General features: G+C 61.3%; 20 protein-coding genes. 11 read left to right on the top strand and 9 right to left on the bottom strand.

Going from position 1 to position 19,992, the window contains the following annotated elements; all coding sequences use genetic code 11:
• Window positions 1–3: 3 nt before the first annotated feature.
• Window positions 4–1,329, top strand: a complete 1,326-nt coding sequence (locus tag ACYP01_RS12210) for an aminotransferase class V-fold PLP-dependent enzyme (protein WP_459680198.1) — start codon at window positions 4–6, stop codon at window positions 1,327–1,329.
• 210 nt (window positions 1,330–1,539) lie between these two features.
• A complete protein-coding gene (locus ACYP01_RS12205; protein ID WP_050655923.1) occupies window positions 1,540–2,154 on the top strand; it encodes an LLM class oxidoreductase in 615 nt (204 codons plus the stop codon).
• Here ACYP01_RS12205 and ACYP01_RS12200 read toward each other — a convergent pair.
• Entirely contained in the window at window positions 2,133–3,005 is an 873-nt protein-coding gene (locus ACYP01_RS12200; RefSeq protein WP_075835118.1) for a PaaX family transcriptional regulator C-terminal domain-containing protein, read from the bottom strand. The two genes, ACYP01_RS12205 and ACYP01_RS12200, sit on opposite strands and share 22 nt — an antisense overlap.
• A gap of 148 nt (window positions 3,006–3,153) precedes the next feature.
• On the opposite strand from ACYP01_RS12200, the gene ACYP01_RS12195 reads away from it, so the two are divergent.
• Both ACYP01_RS12195 and ACYP01_RS12190 read left to right on the top strand, forming a co-directional pair.
• Window positions 3,154–4,152 (top strand): alpha/beta hydrolase family protein, encoded by a 999-nt coding sequence (locus tag ACYP01_RS12195; RefSeq protein WP_459680248.1) that lies wholly within the window; start codon window positions 3,154–3,156, stop codon window positions 4,150–4,152.
• Entirely contained in the window at window positions 4,145–5,356 is a 1,212-nt protein-coding gene (locus ACYP01_RS12190; RefSeq protein WP_099697782.1) for a saccharopine dehydrogenase family protein, read from the top strand. Before ACYP01_RS12195 ends, ACYP01_RS12190 begins: the two co-directional genes overlap by 8 nt.
• Here ACYP01_RS12190 and ACYP01_RS12185 read toward each other — a convergent pair whose 3' ends face one another.
• Both ACYP01_RS12185 and ACYP01_RS12180 read right to left on the bottom strand, forming a co-directional pair.
• Window positions 5,357–5,701 (bottom strand): PH domain-containing protein, encoded by a 345-nt coding sequence (locus tag ACYP01_RS12185; protein ID WP_261257099.1) that lies wholly within the window; start codon window positions 5,699–5,701, stop codon window positions 5,357–5,359.
• A 91-nt stretch (window positions 5,702–5,792) separates the two neighbouring features.
• Window positions 5,793–6,170 carry a hypothetical protein gene (locus ACYP01_RS12180; protein ID WP_261257101.1) on the bottom strand — a complete coding sequence of 126 codons (378 nt, stop codon included), beginning with the start codon at window positions 6,168–6,170 and terminating at the stop codon, window positions 5,793–5,795.
• Window positions 6,171–6,233: 63 nt separating this feature from the next.
• Here ACYP01_RS12180 and ACYP01_RS12175 point away from each other — a divergent pair, with 63 nt between their 5' ends.
• Both ACYP01_RS12175 and ACYP01_RS12170 read left to right on the top strand, forming a co-directional pair.
• The gene (locus ACYP01_RS12175; protein WP_261257104.1) at window positions 6,234–6,812 is read left to right on the top strand and encodes a CGNR zinc finger domain-containing protein; all 579 of its coding nucleotides are present in this window, start codon (window positions 6,234–6,236) and stop codon (window positions 6,810–6,812) included.
• 134 nt (window positions 6,813–6,946) lie between these two features.
• Complete coding sequence (locus ACYP01_RS12170) at window positions 6,947–8,554, top strand: ABC transporter substrate-binding protein (RefSeq protein ID WP_042450529.1); 1,608 nt, start codon at window positions 6,947–6,949, stop codon at window positions 8,552–8,554.
• A 355-nt stretch (window positions 8,555–8,909) separates the two neighbouring features.
• On the opposite strand, the gene ACYP01_RS12165 is transcribed toward ACYP01_RS12170, so the two are convergent.
• Entirely contained in the window at window positions 8,910–10,412 is a 1,503-nt protein-coding gene (locus tag ACYP01_RS12165; protein ID WP_020906025.1) for an MFS transporter, read from the bottom strand.
• 158 nt (window positions 10,413–10,570) lie between these two features.
• Here ACYP01_RS12165 and ACYP01_RS12160 point away from each other — a divergent pair, with 158 nt between their 5' ends.
• Window positions 10,571–11,245: a TetR/AcrR family transcriptional regulator gene (locus ACYP01_RS12160; RefSeq protein ID WP_042450572.1), complete on the top strand. Its 675-nt coding sequence runs from the start codon at window positions 10,571–10,573 to the stop codon at window positions 11,243–11,245.
• Here the strand turns inward: ACYP01_RS12160 and ACYP01_RS12155 are convergent.
• Window positions 11,235–12,194 carry a DMT family transporter gene (locus ACYP01_RS12155; RefSeq protein ID WP_459680190.1) on the bottom strand — a complete coding sequence of 320 codons (960 nt, stop codon included), beginning with the start codon at window positions 12,192–12,194 and terminating at the stop codon, window positions 11,235–11,237. The two genes, ACYP01_RS12160 and ACYP01_RS12155, sit on opposite strands and share 11 nt — an antisense overlap.
• 272 nt (window positions 12,195–12,466) lie before the next feature.
• On the opposite strand from ACYP01_RS12155, the gene ACYP01_RS12150 reads away from it, so the two are divergent.
• Window positions 12,467–12,745, top strand: a complete 279-nt coding sequence (locus ACYP01_RS12150; protein ID WP_042922741.1) for a YHS domain-containing protein — start codon at window positions 12,467–12,469, stop codon at window positions 12,743–12,745.
• Window positions 12,746–12,824: 79 nt separating this feature from the next.
• Here the strand turns inward: ACYP01_RS12150 and ACYP01_RS12145 are convergent, their stop codons facing one another.
• The 3 genes from ACYP01_RS12145 to ACYP01_RS12135 all read right to left on the bottom strand — a co-directional run bounded on the left by ACYP01_RS12145 (window position 12,825) and on the right by ACYP01_RS12135 (window position 16,162).
• Window positions 12,825–14,147, bottom strand: coding sequence for an MFS transporter (locus ACYP01_RS12145; RefSeq protein ID WP_459680187.1), 1,323 nt, complete (start codon window positions 14,145–14,147; stop codon window positions 12,825–12,827).
• A complete protein-coding gene (locus ACYP01_RS12140) occupies window positions 14,131–14,658 on the bottom strand; it encodes a carboxymuconolactone decarboxylase family protein (RefSeq protein ID WP_020906029.1) in 528 nt (175 codons plus the stop codon). The genes ACYP01_RS12145 and ACYP01_RS12140 overlap by 17 nt, the downstream gene beginning before the upstream one ends.
• A 73-nt stretch (window positions 14,659–14,731) precedes the next feature.
• Complete coding sequence (locus ACYP01_RS12135; RefSeq protein WP_020968303.1) at window positions 14,732–16,162, bottom strand: MFS transporter; 1,431 nt, start codon at window positions 16,160–16,162, stop codon at window positions 14,732–14,734.
• Between the two features lie 251 nt (window positions 16,163–16,413).
• Between ACYP01_RS12135 and ACYP01_RS12130 the strand changes: the two genes are divergently transcribed.
• From ACYP01_RS12130 to ACYP01_RS12120, 3 genes are all read left to right on the top strand, one after another.
• Window positions 16,414–17,220 carry a hypothetical protein gene (locus tag ACYP01_RS12130; protein WP_234551009.1) on the top strand — a complete coding sequence of 269 codons (807 nt, stop codon included), beginning with the start codon at window positions 16,414–16,416 and terminating at the stop codon, window positions 17,218–17,220.
• Between the two features lie 198 nt (window positions 17,221–17,418).
• Window positions 17,419–17,796 carry a metal-sensitive transcriptional regulator gene (locus ACYP01_RS12125; RefSeq protein WP_064111441.1) on the top strand — a complete coding sequence of 126 codons (378 nt, stop codon included), beginning with the start codon at window positions 17,419–17,421 and terminating at the stop codon, window positions 17,794–17,796.
• 7 nt (window positions 17,797–17,803) lie between these two features.
• On the top strand, window positions 17,804–18,208 hold the full coding sequence (locus ACYP01_RS12120) for a 6-carboxytetrahydropterin synthase (protein ID WP_054187872.1): 405 nt from the start codon (window positions 17,804–17,806) through the stop codon (window positions 18,206–18,208).
• Window positions 18,209–18,249: 41 nt separating this feature from the next.
• Here the strand turns inward: ACYP01_RS12120 and ACYP01_RS12115 are convergent, their stop codons facing one another.
• Window positions 18,250–19,851, bottom strand: a complete 1,602-nt coding sequence (locus tag ACYP01_RS12115; RefSeq protein ID WP_050655997.1) for an ABC transporter substrate-binding protein — start codon at window positions 19,849–19,851, stop codon at window positions 18,250–18,252.
• Window positions 19,852–19,992 lie beyond the last annotated feature (141 nt).

The following is a 19,992-nucleotide window of genomic DNA, read 5'->3' as shown; positions in this document are numbered from 1 at the left end:
TCGATGACTGCTGTATTGAGTGCCGACACCTGCTGCACCACCGCGATTGCCAAGGTTTCGGGTGCCGACCTGCAGGTTCCATTGGTTCAGGGCGGCGAATGCTCCTACGCCAACTTCGACTACGCGGCCAGCGCGCCGGCATTGGCCCAGGTCACCGACCGTATCGCCGAATTGTTGCCCACGTACGCCAGCGTCCACCGCGGTGCCGGCTACGCGTCCCGGATCTCCACGCTCACCTACGAGAACGCTCGTGAATCCGTTGCTCGTTTCGTGAACTGTGCCGACGATCAGGTTGTCGTCTTCACCCGGAACACCACCGATTCGCTGAACCTGCTTGCGCAGTGCGTCCCCGGCAGCACCGTCGTCCTCGACGTCGAGCATCACGCAAACCTGTTGCCGTGGAACGACGCTCGTATCGTCACCGCCGCAGACACCATCGAAGAAACGATCGAGCGTCTGATCGGTGAACTGTGCACCAAGCCTGCCGCGCTGCTCGCAATCACCGGGGCCTCCAACGTGACCGGTGAGATCCTGCCGATTGCACGTTTGGCTGACATCGCTCACCGTTGCGGCGCACGTAGCCTCGTCGACGCTGCTCAGTTGGCTCCCCACCGTCGCATCGACCTGCAGGAATGCGGCGTCGACTACGTAGCGTTCTCGGGCCACAAGCTGTACGCGCCCTTCGGCGCCGGCGTTCTCGTCGGCCGCCGTGACTGGCTCGACGAAGCTCAGCCGTACCTCGCCGGCGGCGGCGCCGTGCGTGAGGTGACCGTCGAATCCACCGAGTGGGCTTGCGCGCCCGCACGCCACGAGGCGGGTTCCCCCAACGTGCTCGGTGCGGCAGCCATCGCGACCGCCTGCGAAACCCTGCACGCCCTGGACTTCGACGTGATCGCCGAGCATGAGAAGGCGCTCACCGCCCAGCTCACTGACGGCTTGTCCGCCATCGAGGGCGTCTCACTCGTGCGACTGTGGAACGACGCTCCCGACGCCGTCGGAATCGTCACCTTCACCGTCGACGGATTCGAAGCGGGCGAGATCGCCGCATTCCTCTCCGCCGAGCACGGCATCGGAGTTCGCGACGGTCGCTTCTGCGCACATCCGGTTCTCGCGCGCCTCGGCCTCTCCGGCGGTGCAGTTCGCGCCAGCCTCGGCCTCGGTAGCAGCTCGGACGACGTGACGCGGTTGGTCGACGCCGTGAACATCCTGGTTTCGAATCAGCGTGATTGGAAGTACGCGAAGACGGCAGGTGCGTGGAACCCTGTGCCCGAGACCCGCCCCTTCCTCGGAGCCGCAGACGACAATGCCGGCGCAGCCGAGTGCGTCTGAGCTGAGCTCGGTCCCCGAAAACTCGAACGGACAACTAGCATGGCAGCCATGGCACCAGCGGATTTTCCCGCCACCCCTTCGAGAGTGAGCGTCACTCTCGGTCAGTGGTGCCGTCGCCATGTCGATCTGTGCCGCACCTCTTCAGGAATGTGTTCGAGCTGACGATTCGTCTCGCTCATCCCATACTTTTCTGATTTTCGGAGGTCTCACATGTCTTCACTCGCTTCGCATTCTCTGCACGTAGCGGTCGAGTTGACCGGATCCGGTCACCATCCGGCCGCTGAGGGCGCACCCGGCAACCTGCCCATCATCGGCGGCGACTACTGGGTGGACCTCACCGAGGGTGAAAAGGCTCTCGATTTGGCTTCATTCCCTACCAATGTGGTTCGGATTCGCGCTGCGGATCTGCGTGAGGCACAGCTCGAACGCGCACGGATACGCGCTGCCGTCGCTGAAGAAGGACGCGATCCCGACAGCGTCGCAGTGCTGGTCGATCTCGAGATTCTGATCGCGCCGGAGGCTCGCTCCGCTCGTAAGGAGCTTGCGCAGTTGGACAGCGCGTTGACCTCGCCGCGGGTTCCCGTTTCGCTTCATTACGTCGGAACGCCTTCCGGTCTCGGCAGTTTGATCGCCGATATCCGAGCTGCGGAGGTCGCCGACGGCGTTACGTTGCTGCCTCTCGCATTGCCTCGCACGCTCGAGCATCTGGTGGACAGCACCATTCCGTGGCTTCAGGATCGCGGACTTGTCACACCGTCCACCGCAGTCGACGAGGTTCTCGGGCGTTTCGGACTGCCGCCCCGTCATCGCACGCTTGCGTCCTGATCGTCACCGATTGCATCTGCGTACAGGTGGAACAGCGACGGTAATTCGTCGGCACCGTCCACCTGTGCCAGAAGCGTCCAGCACTGCGCAGTGATCGACCGAGCCCTCGTGCCGATCCAGTTGGTGGGCAGTAGTTCCGGCGGCAACAGCGGATCCGGTTCCATGGCTCGCGTGAATTCCGCCGCGAGTTCGATGGTCATCGTGACAGCATCGGTACCCGGACTGTTCTGCAGTTTGTGCAGGCGTGCGGTCGCTACGTCGAGTAGCCGTTCGTATCCGTCAGCGATCTGGTCCAGTGGCCACAACTGCGCGGCAATCTTCACGGGGTCTTCGAGAGTGCCCACTTTCAGATCTCGAGTGGTGAGAGAAGACAGGTGCTGTTCGACGTCGAGTTCGGCGGCCGCATCGCGAATATACGGTTCCCAGGCGTGCGGCGAGACGTACAGACCGCCCTGGACGAGCGCGCCGCCGAGGTAAACGACCCTGGTGCGCAGCGCATCTCGCGCTTTCCGTGACGACTCCGGAATTGCGAATCCGGCCAGGTGCCAATACCCGTCCCACGGCGTCACAGTGTCGCGGTCTTGTCGATAGGCCAGCCGAACGAATTCGACGTCGGGTTCCATCTCGCGCAGGGCTTTCGGCGTTGCTCGTAGCGTGGCCTGCCGCCCGCGACCTTCCTGAGTGAACTTCCCCTCGGTGACCAACCGCTTGATGCACAGCCGAACCTGTTGATCAGTTTTGCCGAGGGCGTCGGCGGTGGCATAGAGGGTGTGCCCGTCGACAGTTCCGTCCGTGCGCAGTAGTCCCTCGATCAAGATCCTCGTGGGTACATCGACGTCCCTGTCGGTCATCGCATGTCCTTTCCTCGCTTCTCGACATCTTCGCCCACAACTGTACTATCGAATGCAATACGATCGTTTCAAATTCGTACGTTAGGGCGGGAAGATGGCAGCGGAATCGATGAGCGAGGGCAAGAGTAAGCCTCGTTTACGCAGGTGGATGGTTACTTCCCTGGCGGTGGTCGTTGTTCTGATCGCGACTCTGGTGGGCTGGACGCTGTACCAGAACACCTATGACATCCGTGAGGAAAAAGTGACGATCACCGGGGGATCGGTGCCGCTCCAGGGAGTCCTTGCACTGCCCGAACACGGTGACGGTCCCTTCGGGCTCGTGGTTTTCGTCCACGGAGACGGCCCGGTCGATGCAACACATGAGACGTTCTATCGACCGGTGTGGGAGGCGTTCGCAAAGGCGGGGTACGCGTCACTCTCCTGGGACAAGCCGGGGGTGAATGGGGCACCGGGCAATTGGCTCGACCAGAGCATGGACGATCGCGCGGCAGAAACGGAAGCGGCAATCGAGTGGGCGCGGGGACGTTCGGATATCGATCCGTCTCGGATCGGTCTGTGGGGTGCAAGCCAGGCAGGGTGGGTGATGCCCAAGGTGGTGAACCTCGACCCGGACGTAGCGTTCGTCATTGCCGTGGGTCCCGCGATCAACTGGCTCCAACAAGGCGAATTCAATACCCTAGCCGAACTTTCCGAGAGAAATGCGTCGGCCGATGAGTTCGAGAAAGCGCGGGTCGATCGTGCGAAGAACTTGGATCAGTTGGCCCGTGATGCATCGTTCGACGATCTCGTGGCCTCCGGCGAGGCCGACGGTCTCACCGAAGACCGGTGGAACTTCATCCGAAAGAACTACCTCTCGGATGCGCGAGCCGATCTCGAAACCGTGAAGGTTCCGGTGCTCTTGATCATCGGCGGACAAGACGTCAACGTCGACGTGGCTGATACCGAAAGGGTGTATCGCGAATTGTTGGACACTCCAGGGCAATTGGTGGTCAAGAAGTACCCCGACGCTACGCATTCGATCGTGGACAAGGATCTCCAAGACTCGGAAGTGAGGTCCGCTCTGGTGGCCGTCCTTGCTCCCCGTTCGATCTTCGCTCCCGGCTATCTAGCGGATCAGACTGCATTTTTGGAGGGAATTCATGGCTGACGGAATCACGGTTGTCGCACTGGGTGGTGCCGGTGCCATGGGCTCGGCAGCAGTTCGTCTGGCCGCAACATTGCCGGGAATCGGCAAGGTAGTAGTCGCGGATCGCGATATCGATGCTGCGAAGCGTCTTTCAGTTGAACTGGCGCAGGCGTCAGCGGAAGTCGAGGCGCGCAGCATCGACGTCACGGACGGTCGCACGCTACGTGAATTGCTTGACGGCGCAGACGTGGTCGTCAATACGGTCGGACCGTTCTTCCGTTTCGGCGTCGGCATTCTCCAGGCAGCGATCGAGACCGGGACTCACTATCTCGACATCTGCGACGACTGGGAGCCGGCCGTCGACATGCTGGAATTGGACTGTGCCGCGAGGGGAGCCGGAATCTGTGCGGTAGTCGGCATGGGCGCAAGTCCCGGGATGAGTAACCTCCTGGCCGCGATGGCAGTCTCGCGATTGGACGTGGTCGACGATCTGTATACAGCCTGGCCGGTTGATGTCGAGGGCGAGGACGAGTCGGTGGACACATTGAGTGCAGCCGCCGTTCACTGGATGCAACAGATCAGCGGCCAGGTTCCGGTGGTTCGTGCGGGGCGAATCGTCAACGAAGAACCGTTGCGTTCCATCGCACTCGAACTGCCCGGCGGACGTCGGGGGAACGCTTACGTGGTCGGGCATCCGGAGCCGGTGATGTTTCATCGGACCATCAATCCTGCGGGGCATTCGGCAAATCTGATGGTCATCACACCGGAAACCGTGGCGTTTCTCGACGTTCTCCGCGCCGACATCGACAAGGGGAGAATCGATCTCGACTCGGCCGCCGAAGAATTGGGCAAGCCTTCGCTCGGACGGATGATCCGTGCTGCGCCTCGAATGCTCACGCGCGCCGGCCACGGATCCTTGCCGTTGTTCTTCGCCTCGGCGACAGGGGCGCTCGAAGGTCGAGAGATGCGCGTCGTGGCACGTATTGCCGACGATTCGCCGGTATCGGAGTTGCTGTCGGACATGGCCGGTGCAACCGGAATCCCCTTGGCGCTCGGCCTTGCTCAGGTGGTGTCCCGGCTCGCCGACGGAACGATTTCGGATCGGATCGGTGTGCACTCACCCGAGAGCGTCGTCGACCCGGAAGTTCTGTTCACTGCGCTGGCGCGGTTGTTCGATCGAACCGACTGGAGTGAGATCGTCACCGTCGAATCCGAGTTCCGCTAGTCAGTTCGCGGCGTGTGATTCGATGCGACTGCGGATTTCGGTCTCGACGCGATCGGCATCCTTGGGGCTGAACGAAGGCGCTCCGTGGCCGGCGAGAGTGAGTACCACCGCGGTCTCCTTCCACGGGCGTGAAAGATCCAGGCTGTACCACGAGCTGAAATCTGTTGTTCCCCAGATTCGTAGGCGTCCGCTCAGCCATGACATGACTCCGAGGTCGACGGATTCGATCTGCGAGTACGGGACGAACTTGCTGACAAACGGAAAGTAGTAGTGGCGGATCGTAACGCCCTGATCGTCGATCCGGACGGTCCTGTCCTCGTAGATCGTTGATGTCCCTGTACTCACAGTGAAAACCCGGTCCCTGCTGTTCGACGCTCTCGGCGGATGCCGAAAACCAACCATACAGTCTCTACTGGGGCGGTGGCCCGTCCGAGTGTCAGGCGCTGGTAGTCCTCGCGACGACGAGATCGCTCACCGCGATCTGAGCGTTGCCGATTGCCGCCTGAACCGGTTCGCAACTACTCGATGCTCGGGCGAGCGCAAGAACTGCGGTGAGTAGGGCGGCGTCGGGCTCTCCTTCGAACGGTCCGCTCTGGACGTCGAACTTTCCAGCTCGCAACTGCTTTTGGGCGTTGATTCCCAGTTGTGAAATGACCTCGTCCATCGCGGTCAGGCATTGGGCGAGCGCTCCGATCGACCAGTAGAGATCGGCTGCAACGACGGGTGTCCCCGACGCCACGGTGCCGGCGCGGCGTAATCGGTTGTGGGTGTCGAGGAGTATCTCGGGCAGTCCGTGGTCTGCGCAGTGTTCCATCCCGCCGCCTCCGTAAGGTGTAAAGTTAGGTTATTCAATTACGGTAAAGCAGGGAGGTAAGGGATGCAAGTAGTTTTAGACGATTACGTATCCGGTGCGTCGTTTGCGACGGACCTGGTCAACACCTCACCCCGAGTGTGGGTGGAGGCTGGTGACGCGTTGCCAGACTCCCAGACGCTTCGGGATCTACTGAGTGAACACGGACTCTCGCCGGACGCACTCCGCAACGGACGCGGGCCGACCAGCGGTGAACTTGCGGACGTTCAGGGGCTCAGAGAGGAAATTCGTTCGGTTCTCGATGCTCCGACTGCCGGCGAACTAGTCGATCGCACTCATCAACTTCTCCAGGCCGTCCCGCATCACGTTCGACTTACGCCAGATTCCCAGAACGGCTATCGGTGGAATGCAGTACCGGACAACACAATCGATCTCGCGGGTGAACTCACGTTGTTGATCGGATACTCGTTGCTGGGGACTCTGCGCACATTGGGGTACGAACGATTCCGTCCATGCGCATCGCCGACGTGCAACGGGGTGTTTGTCGATACGAGCAGGGGAGGGCGACGCCGATACTGCATGCCGGCGTTGTGCGGCAACCGAATCAACGTCGCGAATCACCGTCAACGGCAGCGTCGTACTTAGCGTCTGCGCTTGCCCGGTCGATAGTGACAATCGAACAGAGTACGGCCGACTGTATGGGGAACTTCAACGAGATACAGACCACGTCAGTCCCGCACGATTGTCGCCATGGCAACTCCTAGTAGATGGCGGCTCGTATGAAAGCCCGTTCTGTCTCCGCGACAGCAGTTATCAGCGTTGGCGTTTTCACCCTGGCCGGGTGTGGCGGCGCATCCAGTCCCGAAGGTTCAGTCGGTGAGTATGCAAAGGACGGCAGTTTCACGACTGTCATCAACGCCGATCCCGGAAATCTGCACCCTCTGATCACCAACCTCACGTCGACTCAGATCGTGAACGCGTACTCGTACGATTCGTTGATCGACATCGACGCGCAAACACGCACTGTGCGTCCCTATCTGGCGGAGAGCTGGAGTGAAGAAGGGAACACGCTGAAGTTCGTGCTCAAGAAGGGCATCACTTGTGCCGACGGCACTTCCTTCACCGCACAGACCGCGGCCGATGACATCAACTGGGTCATGGATCCTGAAAACGCTTCACCGCTACGCGGATCCACTGTGCCGATGTCGACTTCGGCCTCAGCGGACGGTGACGAACTGACGGTGACTACCGCCGAGCCAGCGCCCTTCCTGCTCTCTCGAATCGGCGCGTTGCGGCTTCCGTGCGCTGCGACGCTCGAAGACCCGGCCAGCATCCGTTCGAGTAGCAACGGAACGGGTCTGTTCAAGGTCACCGAAGTTGTTCCGAACGATCACATCACGATGGAACGCCGCGACGGTTACACCTGGAGTCCGAACGGCGAGACCACTTCAGACACTCTCGGAGTGCCGAAGACAGTGACGATCAAGATTGTCACCGATCCCAGTACGACGGCGAATCTTGTTCTCACCGGCGGAGTGAATGCCGCAGCGGTCACCGGTTCGGACGAGGAACGAGTCTTGGCCGCGGGTCTGGATTCGAAGACCTACACCACGTTGTCCGGCGAGTTCATCTTCAATCATTTCGCGGCCCTACCCACGGCAGACCGTGCTGTACGGCAGGCCCTCGTGCAGGCAGTAGACCTGGACGACTACACCGAGATCACCACCGGCGGTAAAGGAACCCGTGCACGCGCCCTCGCGGTTTCGGAACCCCTTGCCTGCGACTACAACAGTGTCGAAGGGACGATCCCCGATTTCGACGTCGACGCAGCAAAGAAAACGCTGTCCGACGCAGGTTGGAAGGCGGGTCCCGACGGCATCCTGACGAAGGACGGTCGACCGCTTGCCCTCAACGTGATTTTCAACAACTCACGCGATACGAACTCTGCCGCCGCGGAATACGTGGCAACACAGTGGGAAGGACTGGGCGCGAGAGTGAAACTGACCGGCGGCGACTACAGTTTTGTCATCGCCAACACATTCAGCACCACCGACCTGTCGTCGTGGGACGTTTCCATCGGTTTGACGCTGGGGAGCGATACGCCGAGTATCTTTGCGAAGTACTTCACCGGCCCACCGAAGCCTGAAGGAGTGAACTTCGCTTCCCTCGACAACAAGAAGTACATCGAATTGTCCACTGAGGCTTCGCTTCTTCCCGGTGACGAGTCCTGCAAGGTCTGGGAGGAAAGTGAGCGGGCATTGTTCAAGGACGTCGACCTGCTGCCGGTATCCACGACTCCCGCTCACATGTTCTTCAACGGGGCAACGTCGATCTATCCGCCATCGAGCGGAATCCTTCCGGGCTCGGCGATCCGTGTCCTGAAGTAGGACCCTCGACAACCGCTCACTTTCGGGTATTGATCATCCGAAGAGCAAACCGAAATACCACTGCAGCACCCGCACCTGCAGCCAGGCCGGCGACGACATCGGCAAGAAGGACACCGACGCCTATGCCCAGGACGGCAGCGGCGGCGACAGCAAGGGCTACGTCAGCACGAGGAGCGGCGATCGCGGCATCCTTTCCCCGAGTATCGAACGAGCACCCATCTCAACGGAGCATGTCACGAAACTGTCGTCCGCAGGTGTATCAACAGCAAAATGTGTGAAACGCGTCGGCCCCGACGGAGTTGGACTCCGCCGGGGCCGGGCTGTGTGTACAGCGCAGTGTGTATTGCGCGCTGGCTCAGTGTGTCGGAACGGATTCCTTCGACGTGGTCGGGGACGTATCGGTGTGCTGGCTACCAATCTCCTTGCGGGAGTTGGAGCTGTTGAACCGAGGGAGGAAACCGGCCAGGACGAGTGCGACGACGGCGGATCCCGCAGCGAGGGCCATGACGACGCGGAAAGCGTTCTCCGACGGCAGCGTTGCCCCACCGATGGACATGGTCATCTGGGCGATGACGACACCCGCGATGGCGCTGGCGAATGATGTACCGAGGGAGCGCATCAGGGTGTTGAAGCTGTTGGCTGCACCGGTCTCGGACGGAGGAACAGCCCCCATGATGAGAGCGGGCATCGCGCCGTAAGCCATACCGGTACCGGCGCCGATGATCACGGCGATCACGATCAGTTCCCAAATCGAGTGCATGGCGAAAATGCCGATGCCGTAACCGATTGCGACGACAACGGCGCCGAGCATGAGCGTCACCTTGGGGCCGTGCGAATTGGTGATACGTGAGGACAGCGGAGAGATCAGCATCATGATGATGCCGGAGGGAGCCATGACCAGACCCGCGGTGAGCATCGAACCGCCTAGGCCGTAACCAGTGACTTCAGGCAACTGGACTACCTGGGGAAAGACCATGCTGGCGGCGAACATCGCGAACCCGAACACGATCGATGCGAGGTTGGTGAAGAGCACCTGGCGGCGGATGGATACGCGTAGATCCACCAGCGGCTTGGGGGTGCGTAGTTCCCACCAAGCCCAGAATCCGAATATCAGGATCGCGGCGCCGAACAGGGAAAGCGTGAGCGTGCTCGTCCAACCCCAGTCGCCACCCTTGGAAATGGCCAGTAGTAGAGCGATGAGGGCGGCTGAGAGCGAGATTGCCCCGCCGAAGTCGAACGTGCCACCTGTGCGAACCGTCGATTCGGGGACCAGGACGACAACAAGAACGGCCGCAAGAGCGCCGAGCACGGCTGACGCCCAGAACAGGACGTGCCAGTCGGCGTACTCGGCGATCAAAGCCGCGATCGGAAGACCTAGAGCGCCACCGACTCCCAGTGAAGCGCTCATCATCGCAACAGCGCCGGCGAGCTTCTTGGGCGGAAGCACGTCGCGCATCACACTGATGCCCAGCGGAATGACGCCGGCAGCAAGGCCCTGCAGGATTCGGCCGGCAACGAGGGGGATAACGCTCGAACTGAGTGCTCCGACCACCGAACCGGTTACCAACAGCGCCATGCTGATCAGGAGTAGACGCCGTTTGCCGAACATGTCGCCCAAGCGGCCCATGGTCGGGACGGCGACGGCAGCTGCGAGCAGCGTGGCGGTCACAGCCCACGCGGTATCGGACGCCGGCGCGTTCAGGTACTCGGGCAGATGCGGGATGATCGGGATCACCAGCGTCTGCATGAGCGAGACGACGATGCCGGAAAACGCAAGAACAGCCACCACTGCGGTGGTGGCTGGCGACTTCGTTGTCTGTGGCGGCGTTGTCGGTGGTGGTGAAGTGGTTGACGACATTGCGGTAACTCCATCGGAGGAAGAACGAATAATGGTTTAAGTCAGTTGCTTGAACTAAAGTTAAATCAAGTGACTGACTTAACGGAAGGCTGTGTCTCCGATCGTGACGAATATCTCCGGTGCCGAGCAGCTTCGGATGGTCGAGGATGATGGTGTCCATGACTACGAGGACTGAGGACGCGTCGGCCGATGTCGGCGGCGCCGCAAATTCCGCGCGCTCTGCTGCAACCCGAGACCGCATTCTCGCCGTCGCCGAGCAGTTGTTCGCAGAACATGGAGTCTTCGCGGTTTCGAACCGTCAGGTGAGCGACGCAGCAGGTCAGGGCAACAATGCTGCCGTCGGATATCACTTCGGAACCAAGACCGATCTGGTCCGCGCGATCGTGAACAAGCATTCCCAGCAGGTCGAGAAGAACCGTGGCGAACTGCTGCGTGAGATCGAAGGGTCCACAAATGTTCGTGACTGGATTTCGTGTCTGGTTCGGGCATCGACCGATCACTACGCCGAAATGGGTGGCCCGACCTGGTATGCGCGGTTCAGCGCGCAGATTCTCACCGACCCGGTCCTGCGGAAAATCGTTTACGACGAGGTGCTGGCCTCGCCTACTCTGCAGGAGACGCTTCGCGGACTTTCAGCCTGTCTGACTGACATGCCGATGAGTGTTCGACGCGCCCGCGCGGACATCGGGCGTAATGCGATCGTGCACATGTTCGCCGAACGCGAGCGCACGCTTGCCGAAGAGGGGCCGGACGCGGTCACGTCATGGGAGGACTTCACGACCGATCTCGTCGACGCGCTGGTCGGACTTTGGACTGCTCCGATCAGCCGCTGACCGGCCGTTTGTCCGCGCTAGCCGCCCGCCCCGGGGCAACCCTGCGGGATGGATCTCGCGTCGGCGGAAGATCCAGGAGCAAGCCGACTCCGGCAAGAATGACGACGAGCCCGCCGACGAGCGCGAAGGTGACAGGTTCGTTCAACCACAGCACTCCGATAGCTGATGCCGAAATCGGAACGAGAAGCGTGACGGCCGATGCCGCGACTGGACCCGCCTGACGAATTATCCAGAAGTAGACCAGGTAGCCACCGGCGGTAGCCCCCAGCCCCAGGGCTACCACGGCGATGAGTGGGCCGACGGTTATGGGCCCCGGTGGGGGAGCGACGGCGGACACCGGCACCAAGAGGGCGACCGCGGCAAGTTGTTGGCCGAGGGCCAGCGTCAGGGGTGGAGTGTCCTGGAACGACTTTCGTGCGTAGACACCTCCGACTGCGTACAGCAGCGCCGCGGTCAAAGATGCGCCAATGGCCAGCATTGCGCGACTGTCGATCGTTGACGGAATTCCGCCGACAAGCACCGAGACGCCGACGATGCCGATCGCGACCCCCGAGAGTTTTCGCCAGGTGATCTTTTGTCGAAGCCAGAAAGCGGCGACGAATACGGTGAACATCGGAGTCGTGGCATTCAGGATCGACGCCGTCGACGAGTTGAGGCCGACGATCGCAGTTGCGACAAGTGTCAGGGGCCCAGCGACGTTGAGGGCAGCCAGCAGTAGGAATGCAGGAAACCGATGACCGACCGCGCGCCAGGTCGATCTGCTGGAAGCAGTTATCAGCGCGAGAACCAACGCTGCAACAATGAAGCGGCCGTGCGTCGTGCCGACGGCGCCGAGAGTTGGTTCTGCCACAGCAACCAGGGGGAACGAGCTTCCCCAAAGCATGCCGACCAACAGCAAAGCTCCAACTACGGCGAATCGGCTGCTGCCGATTGCTTTCCAGTTCTTCATTGCTCCTCTTCGTCGACGACCTCGCGGACATGGATGGTCGATACCAGACCTACCCTATACCCCCAGTAGGTATAGGGTTGACTGTGTCATGATGCTGCAGACGAGCGGGGATCCAGCGACGGTATATTCCCTATCCCGCAACGGTTTATACGGCGAGATGTCAACTGAACGCACCCTCAGGCTCAGTAAAATATACCTATAGGGGGTATACTGGCGGTTGTATAGGGCTCGCTTGCGGGCCACATCCGTCCCGCAAAAGAACAGGAATCCCAATGAGCAGTTGTGGCTGTGGCAACACCCCGAAGTCTGACGCCAAAGGCGATGTCGGCGCTGTCGGTTCGGCGATGCCGACCGGTGGTAAAGACCTACTCAACGCTGGCAGTAGTGAACTCGTCGAATGTCGGGTCATGCCCGGCAGTGTGATCGAAAAGGCGCGTGCCGAAGCGGAAGGCCTGTTCCGTGACTTCGAAGGTAATCGGTACTGGTTCTGCTGCAAGGGATGTGGTCCTCGATTCGACGCAAATCCGAGGAAGTACGCCGACGTGAGTTGAGCCAAGAGTGGTGGTGCAGGCGATGGCTGCACCACCACTTTCGTTGTAGCGCTGTCGGGGTTCAGTCGGACCGTCGACGTCAGACGGTGCGAGCGCACGCGCACTGGGCAGCCGCCAAGGTGCATTCGCCTCGGGTGGTTTCGTACGTCGCCTGTCCGGGCAATTCAACAACCGTCTCCCGAGGCCAAAGTACAAATCCTGCAACGGCTCCCACTGCGGCAAGCGCTGCAAGGATGCTCCAGGTGACCGCAAATCCCGCGCTCGAACCAACCCATCCGGCGATCGGATAGGTGACAAGCCAGGCAAGGTGCGACAGGGAGAACTGGGCTGCGAACACCTCCGGTATACCTGCGGGTTCGACGGAGCGCCGAAGTACTTTTCCGGTCGGAGTGACGATCATGGCCATGCCGGCGCCGACGAGCGCCCACACTGCGGCAGTGAGCATCCACGTGAATACACCGGCCACGGCGAGGGCTGCTGCCGCGCCGGCGCTGACGACCAGGACAACGGAACCTGCTGTCATCACAGTTCGTTCAGCGGTTCTGTCGAGAACGCGTGGAAGAAGAAGCGCGGTCACCAACGTGCCGGTGCCTGACGCGGCAAGCATCCACGCCACGTCGGATTGGGTTCCACCGAGCTCGTCGCGGACGTAGTTGACGGTGTTGACCACCACGATCGATCCGGCTGCTGCCACCACGAGATTGAGTGCCATGATGCCGCGCAGTCGCGGTGTGGTCACGAAGATTCGCACCCCCGACGCGATCCGATCCCACGCCTTGCGGTGAGTACTTCGGCGAGCGTTGGGGATTCGGGTGGCCAGCACGAGCAGTGCCGAGACCGCAAAGCCCACGGAGGTGGCGACGAACAACAGGTTGAATGTCATGAAGGACAGTGCGACTGCGGCAAGAACAGGGCTGAGCAGGCTTTCCATCGTGTAAGCGACCTGCGATGCCGACAGTGCGCGGGTGAAATCGGCCTCGTCGGTCACGATGTCAGGGATGACCGCTTGGAACGTGGGAGTGAACGCTGCCGATGCAGCTTGGAGAACACCTACCAGCACGTAGATGTGCCAGATCTCGCTGACGAAGGGCAATGCGATCACGACCGCTGCGCGAATGGCGTCGAGGGCAACGAGGAAAGCCCGTCTCGGCAACCGGTCTACGTACGCCGCCGCGAGTGGAGCGATCACGACGTACAGGGACATCTTGATCGTCAGCGCGGTGGCCAGCACGGCTCCGGCGCTCGGTCCGGCGAGTTCGTAGGCGAGTAGACCTAGCGCAACCGTCGCCAACCCGGTGCCGAACAGCGCGATGATCTGGGCGCTGAAGAGCAGGCGATAGTCGCGAATCAAGAACAGACGCAGGCTGTTCCGTTCCGGTGCGGACTTAGCGATCCGGTTCATTTGGTTTCACTCCCGCGACAAGATTGAAAGCTCCGGTCAGGACATTGAGGGCGACGATTCCGACTACGTCGGCGATCTCGCGATCACCGTAGCCGTGCGCTCGAAGGCCCGTGATGTGTTCGTCTGAAATCGAGGCAGGCTCCCGATAGACGCGAAGTCCGAGGTCGATCATTGCCGCGATGGCGGGATCGGCCGAGGTGCCCGCGCGGGCACGCTCGATCTCGTCCGCCTCGACGCCGTTGGCGTGTGCGGCGGCCACGTGGGCTTCGAGGCAAACAGCGCAACCTTGCTGGACCTGCACAGCGATAGAGATTCGCTCGGTGATCTTGCGGCTCAGTTTCGCTCGCTTCATTGCTCGGCTGAGTTGCAGATAGCCGCCCAGCACAGCGGGCGAATGAGCCATCGCCGCGACCATGTCACCGACCTGTCCGTGACGGTTCACGAGTTCGGCGAGAAGGTCTTTCGATGCACCGACAGCGGTGGTGGGCGTGAGAGAAGCAAGGCGCGACATAACGAGTCCTAAGTGGTTCCGCCGGTGGTGGGTTCGGCTGGTGACAGCCGGCCGAACCCACCACTGGAGTTGGTCAAGAATTGACGGTGGATTGAACGGTTCGAGGATCGTCGACCTTGGTCGACCGCATCACGACCGCGGTGATTGCTGCGCCAACCACTGCGATGGCGGCTGCTCCGAGGAACACGGCGGAGAAACCGTTCGTCAACTCCGTCAGGTCACCGAGTTGATCAGCGCCGAACACTGCTGCGATCGCGGTCATCACCGCGAGGCCGACAGCCGAGCCGACCTGGTAACTGACGTTGACGATGCCGGAAGCCAATCCGCCCTCTTCCGGGCGTGCAGCCGAAATCGCCGTACCGAGTGAGGGAATGAACGCCAGCGTCATACCTGCCGCAGCCACGAGCGACGCCGGCAGTACGTCGACCCAGAAGTTGCCGGTGGGCCGGATCAACGACATCCAACCCAAACCGATTCCCAGTACCAGCAATCCGGTCACGATCATCGCTTTTGCACCGAAGCGTGCCATGGCCCGTGGTGCCACGACGACCATGCCGAGCATGACGAAGATCGTCATCGGCAGCAGCGCCGCACCGGCCGGGAAGGCGCTGTATCCGAGCACTTGCTGCAGGTACAGGTTCAGGAAGAACCACATCGGTATCCAGGCGGCGCCGAGCACGAGCTGAGCGATGTTCGCGGCACCGAGGTTGGGCGCCTTGAAGATTCCCAGACGCACCAGAGGTTCCCGACGCTTCGACTGGATCAATACGAATGCACCCAACAGAGCGGCCGAAACGGCGAGCGCCAGCCACGTCTGCCCGGATCCCCATCCGACATCAGGCGCTCTGACGATGCCGAAGACTCCGACAGCAAGACCTGCGGTGACAGCGAGTGCGCCGAGGAAGTCGATCGACCCGGTACGTGCCGGTGCGTTCGGCATCAGGAGGGGAGTAGCGATCAGCGCGATGACAGCGATGGGAATGTTGAGGTAGAACACCCAAGGCCAGCTGGTGTATTCGGTGATGACGCCGCCGAGGAACACGCCGGCCGTACCGCCGGCCGGGGCGGCGGCGCCGTAGATGGACAGCGCCTTGGTCATCTCTTTCTGCGTGCTGCCGAACAGCATCATCAGCAAGGTGAGCGCCGACGGCGCGATGAGTGCGGCGCCTGCGCCCTGGACTGCACGGCCCGCAAGTTCGACGGCGACGTTACCGGCGGCACCGGCGACAACGGAACCGATCAGCAGGATCAGCCAACCAGCGGAGAACACTCTGCGGGCGCCGAACAGGTCGGACAGGCGGCCGCCGAGGAGGAGTAGCCCGCCGAACGCGATGACGTACGCATTGAAGACCCAGGTCAGGCCTTCTTGGGAAAAGCCGAGATCGCTCTGCATCTGGGGGAGAGCGACGCCGATGATGGAGGTGTCCATGATGACCATGAACTGAGCGGCGGCGATCAACGCCAACGCCCACCACTTACGGGTGGATTTCGGTTGTGTGGACATTCTGAGTTCCTTACCTGTACGGGGTATAGGTGATGCTCGTGTGGTCGGGGGGTGTCGAAAGCGAGCCGGGGCGACATCGGCGCAGCGCTTCGTTGAGGTGCGCGGGGAAATGCTGTTCTTGGAACTCGTTCGGCCGGCGCTCTGCGTAGATGCGCATCGGATCTCCTTCGAGTGAATTCAGGGTGTTCGAGTAGTTCGTTGCATACCCTAGGGGGGTATGGTACAAATTGCAACAGGTTCGATGTCAAGGAGTGCAGAACCTGACGCAGACGGCAACGAGAGTGCTGCCGACCCAAACTTTGGAGGGCAAGATGTTCAGCGACAACGGCTACACACTGGAATTGGCAACGTCGGAGGCGACCGTCGGCAACCATGTCCCCTTGCAGTTCCGGATCCTGGATCCGGTTGGAACTCCCTTGATCCGGTACACGGACACCCACGACAAGCAGTTGCATCTGATCGTGGTCGGTCTGGACCTGACCGGATTCCAGCACGTGCATCCCGAATTGGACGAGAACGGAAACTGGCATGTGTCAGTCGATTTCGATCATGCGGGAGACTATCGAGTCTTCGCTGATTTCACTCCGGACGGTGGTGACGGAATCACGCTCAGTGCGGATGTGCGCGTCGCCGGATCCTACGATCCTCGGCCGTTGCCCGCCGCTACTGCCGCCACGACGGTCGACGGCTATACCGTCTCCCTCGAAGGCGCGGCCCATGCCGGCCAGACATCGAAGCTCACGCTCTCGGTCAGTCGTGACGGAATCCCGGTCACAGACTTGCAGCCCTACCTTGCCGCATACGGGCATCTGGTCGCGTTGCGTGCCTCCGACCTCGCCTATCTCCATGTCCATCCGGACGGCTACCCCGGTGACGGTGTCACGCCGGCCGGACCGGCAATCACCTTCTATGCCAACATGCCGAGCGCCGAGGATTACCGGTTGTTTTTGGACTTCAAGCACGGCGGAGTGGTGCGTACGGCGGAATTCACGCTGACGGCCGACAATGCGACCCCACCTGCGTCCGAACATGCGAACCACGCGCACCACGGGCACTGAGACCGAATGCGTTTCGCAGCAGCGGGAAAACGGGCATCGCTAATCGCCATGCACCCATCTGTTCGCGCAGTAGCGAAGTGCGTGGCGATGTGCACAGTGATTGCTCTGCAAGACAAGGGAAGTCGAAGAGTATCCGCACATCGCACCGGTAACGAGAATTGTTGCGAAGTCACGCGTTGACGAACAGGAGGACATCGAATGTCGGAAGCGACAGAAGTTGGCAGTGCGCCAAGCAGCGCTCCAAACAGTGTCCAAAGCAGTGATGCGACCGGCGATGTGTGCTGCACGGGAGATTCGCACGGCTACATCACCGCCAAGGGCGACTACCTGGCGCGTCTGCGTCGCATTGAAGGTCAAGCTCGCGGCCTGCAGCGCATGGTCGACGAGGACAAGTACTGTATCGACATCCTGACGCAGGTGTCGGCGATGACCAAGGGCCTCCAGGCGGTGGCCATGGGCCTGCTCGAGGACCACATCGGCCACTGCGTCGTCAAAGCCGCTGTTGCCGGTGGGCCCGAGGCGGACGCGAAGATCAAAGAAGCGAACGACGCGATTGCGCGATTGGTCCGCTCATAGAATTGTGATGAACATTGATACCTTGGTGCGCATGTTCAGTATCGAGATCCGTCGTACATTCGCTGTGAGGCAGGGGCTTCCGGCACCGGTGCGGGACGCGAAGAACTTGCCGCCGCTGATGCCTGCCGACGGATTTCGCGTGACGATGCGAGTGGCGTTCTCGTTCGAGGACGACCAACTCGGAGAACGTGGATGGTTTGTCGACACGGACGCTCTGGACGAGTCCGTCGATCGATGTGCCGAGCAATTGGCGAGCGGTGCCTGGCCGGAGATTTTCGATTTCCGTCCGTCATTCGAGAATGTCGCGAAGTGGGCTTTCAGTGAACTTGCGTCCAGCATTCCTCAGCTGACCTACGTCGAACTCGACAACGAGACGATCGGTGTGGCAACAAGATACGTCAGATCACAATGATCTGACGTATCTCGTTGACGCACCGCGTTCGGTCGACCGGCCTACTGGTAGAGGCGCAACGCAGAACCGATGAAGGTCTTACCGAATGCGAGTCCGGCCTTGTTGAAGTAGAAGCTCAAGACCGTATCTGCAAACGGGACTGCGGACACCGTTTTGGTGATCTGTGACTCGGCGTCTGCCCACTCCGCGCATGCTGCGTCGCCGGTCAAACCGGAGGCCTTGGCAACGGCTGCTTCGTAGGCGGGGTTGTTGATCGAAGAGAAGTTCTTACCTGCTGCCGGAGCAGGACCGGAGAAGAACGGGACGAACCCGCTGGGAACCGAATTGTTGATCTGGATCCACGCGATGTCCCACTGGTTGTTGTCCTTGCCACTGAGCATGACGTCGACAACCTTGGTCTGGTCGGCTCCTGTCACCTCGACGGTCGCACCGAGGTCGGACCATGCCGACTGGGTGAGCTCGGCTGCCGCGCTGCGCGCATCTTCGCCGGCAGCGTAGAAGAGGCGGAGGGTCAGCGGCTTTCCGTCCTTGCTTCGTTTGCCGTCGGAGCCGGCGGTCCAACCTGCAGCGTCCAGTGTTGCCTTTGCTGCGCTGAGGTCGAAGTCCGGAATGTTGCCTGCGACAGAGTCGTACACACAGGCTCGGGGCTCGACGGAGACAAGACTTGTTGCACGGGTGCCCTGGCCGCCAGTGATGACTTCAGCGAGATCGTCGAGATTGACAGCCTGGACGAGAGCTTTTCGAACGGCGGGATCACTGGTCGGATTGTCCGCAATCTGATTGAAGTACATCTGACCGGCGGGAAGTGGGCGCTGGACCGAGTCGAAATTGGCGGCATCGATGCGATCCTTGTCCGGACCGGCGATCGGAGATGCGCTCAGTTCGCCTGAGAGAAGCTGGTTTGCTGCGGTGCTGACATTGGGTGCCATGACAGCAATGACTGTCTTGGGGACACCCGGTGTGTCGGAGGTGGTGTCGTCGGGCCCCCAGCTGTAACCGTCACGACGCTCGAACGTGTAGTGGTCATTGGCCGAGACTTCGGTGACTTCGAACATGCCGGAGCCCAGCGACTTGTTGTTCGAGGCGGTCGGATCTTCGAGTCCGGCATCGCACATGATCGGGAGGCGACTGATGGTGAGGAGGAGGAACGGGGTCGGCGCCGGAGTGGTTACCGTAATGGTGCGGGTGGCGAGATCGGCAGTGGCCGAAGCGCCGATGGGAACTGTGGTGCCGCGTTGTTGTGAACCCTTGGCTGGATCGGCTACGAAGTTGATGTTGTTCGCGACGGTCTGCGCAGTCAGCGTCGACCCGTCGGTACAGGTCACGCCTTCACGAATGGTGAAGGACGCGGAGGTCGGCGTTTCTTCCCACTTCTCGGCCAACCATGGTTTGAATTCACTGGTTTCAGGATCCTGGTAGACCAGGGAGTCGTACGCCAGCTTCGAAATTTCCGCGGTTGCCGCAGAGCCGGACATGATCGGGTTGAGTGCACCCGGATCGCCTTGCAACGCGTACCGGAAGGTTCCGTCAGTCAGAGGCTCACCGCCGCCGGAGCCCGAGGACGTGCCTCCCGAGCTGCAAGCCGACAATACGAGCGCGAGCCCCGCGGTCGCGGCAAGCGTCGAATAGGAGCGGTGTTTCATTGTGCCTCCGTGAAGGAGCCGGGGCCCGGGAGTGAATCGTGAGGGCGCAGTCGAGTGTGACCGCTAAATCTTGGCGTAGGACGTGACGGGCATCTCGGTCGATCCTCACGAAAATCGGGCGGATTTTTGTTCGATTTCACG

This window comes from Rhodococcus sp. no. 34, from assembly GCF_054589475.1.
Note: the sequence above shows the minus strand (reverse complement) of the source record. Positions and strands in the feature narration are given on the sequence as shown.

Coding starts and splice junctions, on each gene's coding strand:
- ACYP01_RS12210 (WP_459680198.1), top strand. CDS start 4: ATGACTGCTGTATTGAGTGCCGACACCTGCTGCACCACCGCGATTGCC.
- ACYP01_RS12205 (WP_050655923.1), top strand. CDS start 1,540: ATGTCTTCACTCGCTTCGCATTCTCTGCACGTAGCGGTCGAGTTGACC.
- ACYP01_RS12200 (WP_075835118.1), bottom strand. CDS start 3,005: ATGACCGACAGGGACGTCGATGTACCCACGAGGATCTTGATCGAGGGA.
- ACYP01_RS12195 (WP_459680248.1), top strand. CDS start 3,154: ATGGTTACTTCCCTGGCGGTGGTCGTTGTTCTGATCGCGACTCTGGTG.
- ACYP01_RS12190 (WP_099697782.1), top strand. CDS start 4,145: ATGGCTGACGGAATCACGGTTGTCGCACTGGGTGGTGCCGGTGCCATG.
- ACYP01_RS12180 (WP_261257101.1), bottom strand. CDS start 6,170: ATGGAACACTGCGCAGACCACGGACTGCCCGAGATACTCCTCGACACC.
- ACYP01_RS12175 (WP_261257104.1), top strand. CDS start 6,234: ATGCAAGTAGTTTTAGACGATTACGTATCCGGTGCGTCGTTTGCGACG.
- ACYP01_RS12170 (WP_042450529.1), top strand. CDS start 6,947: ATGAAAGCCCGTTCTGTCTCCGCGACAGCAGTTATCAGCGTTGGCGTT.
- ACYP01_RS12165 (WP_020906025.1), bottom strand. CDS start 10,412: ATGTCGTCAACCACTTCACCACCACCGACAACGCCGCCACAGACAACG.
- ACYP01_RS12160 (WP_042450572.1), top strand. CDS start 10,571: ATGACTACGAGGACTGAGGACGCGTCGGCCGATGTCGGCGGCGCCGCA.
- ACYP01_RS12155 (WP_459680190.1), bottom strand. CDS start 12,194: ATGAAGAACTGGAAAGCAATCGGCAGCAGCCGATTCGCCGTAGTTGGA.
- ACYP01_RS12150 (WP_042922741.1), top strand. CDS start 12,467: ATGAGCAGTTGTGGCTGTGGCAACACCCCGAAGTCTGACGCCAAAGGC.
- ACYP01_RS12145 (WP_459680187.1), bottom strand. CDS start 14,147: ATGAACCGGATCGCTAAGTCCGCACCGGAACGGAACAGCCTGCGTCTG.
- ACYP01_RS12140 (WP_020906029.1), bottom strand. CDS start 14,658: ATGTCGCGCCTTGCTTCTCTCACGCCCACCACCGCTGTCGGTGCATCG.
- ACYP01_RS12135 (WP_020968303.1), bottom strand. CDS start 16,162: ATGTCCACACAACCGAAATCCACCCGTAAGTGGTGGGCGTTGGCGTTG.
- ACYP01_RS12125 (WP_064111441.1), top strand. CDS start 17,419: ATGTCGGAAGCGACAGAAGTTGGCAGTGCGCCAAGCAGCGCTCCAAAC.
- ACYP01_RS12120 (WP_054187872.1), top strand. CDS start 17,804: ATGAACATTGATACCTTGGTGCGCATGTTCAGTATCGAGATCCGTCGT.
- ACYP01_RS12115 (WP_050655997.1), bottom strand. CDS start 19,851: ATGAAACACCGCTCCTATTCGACGCTTGCCGCGACCGCGGGGCTCGCG.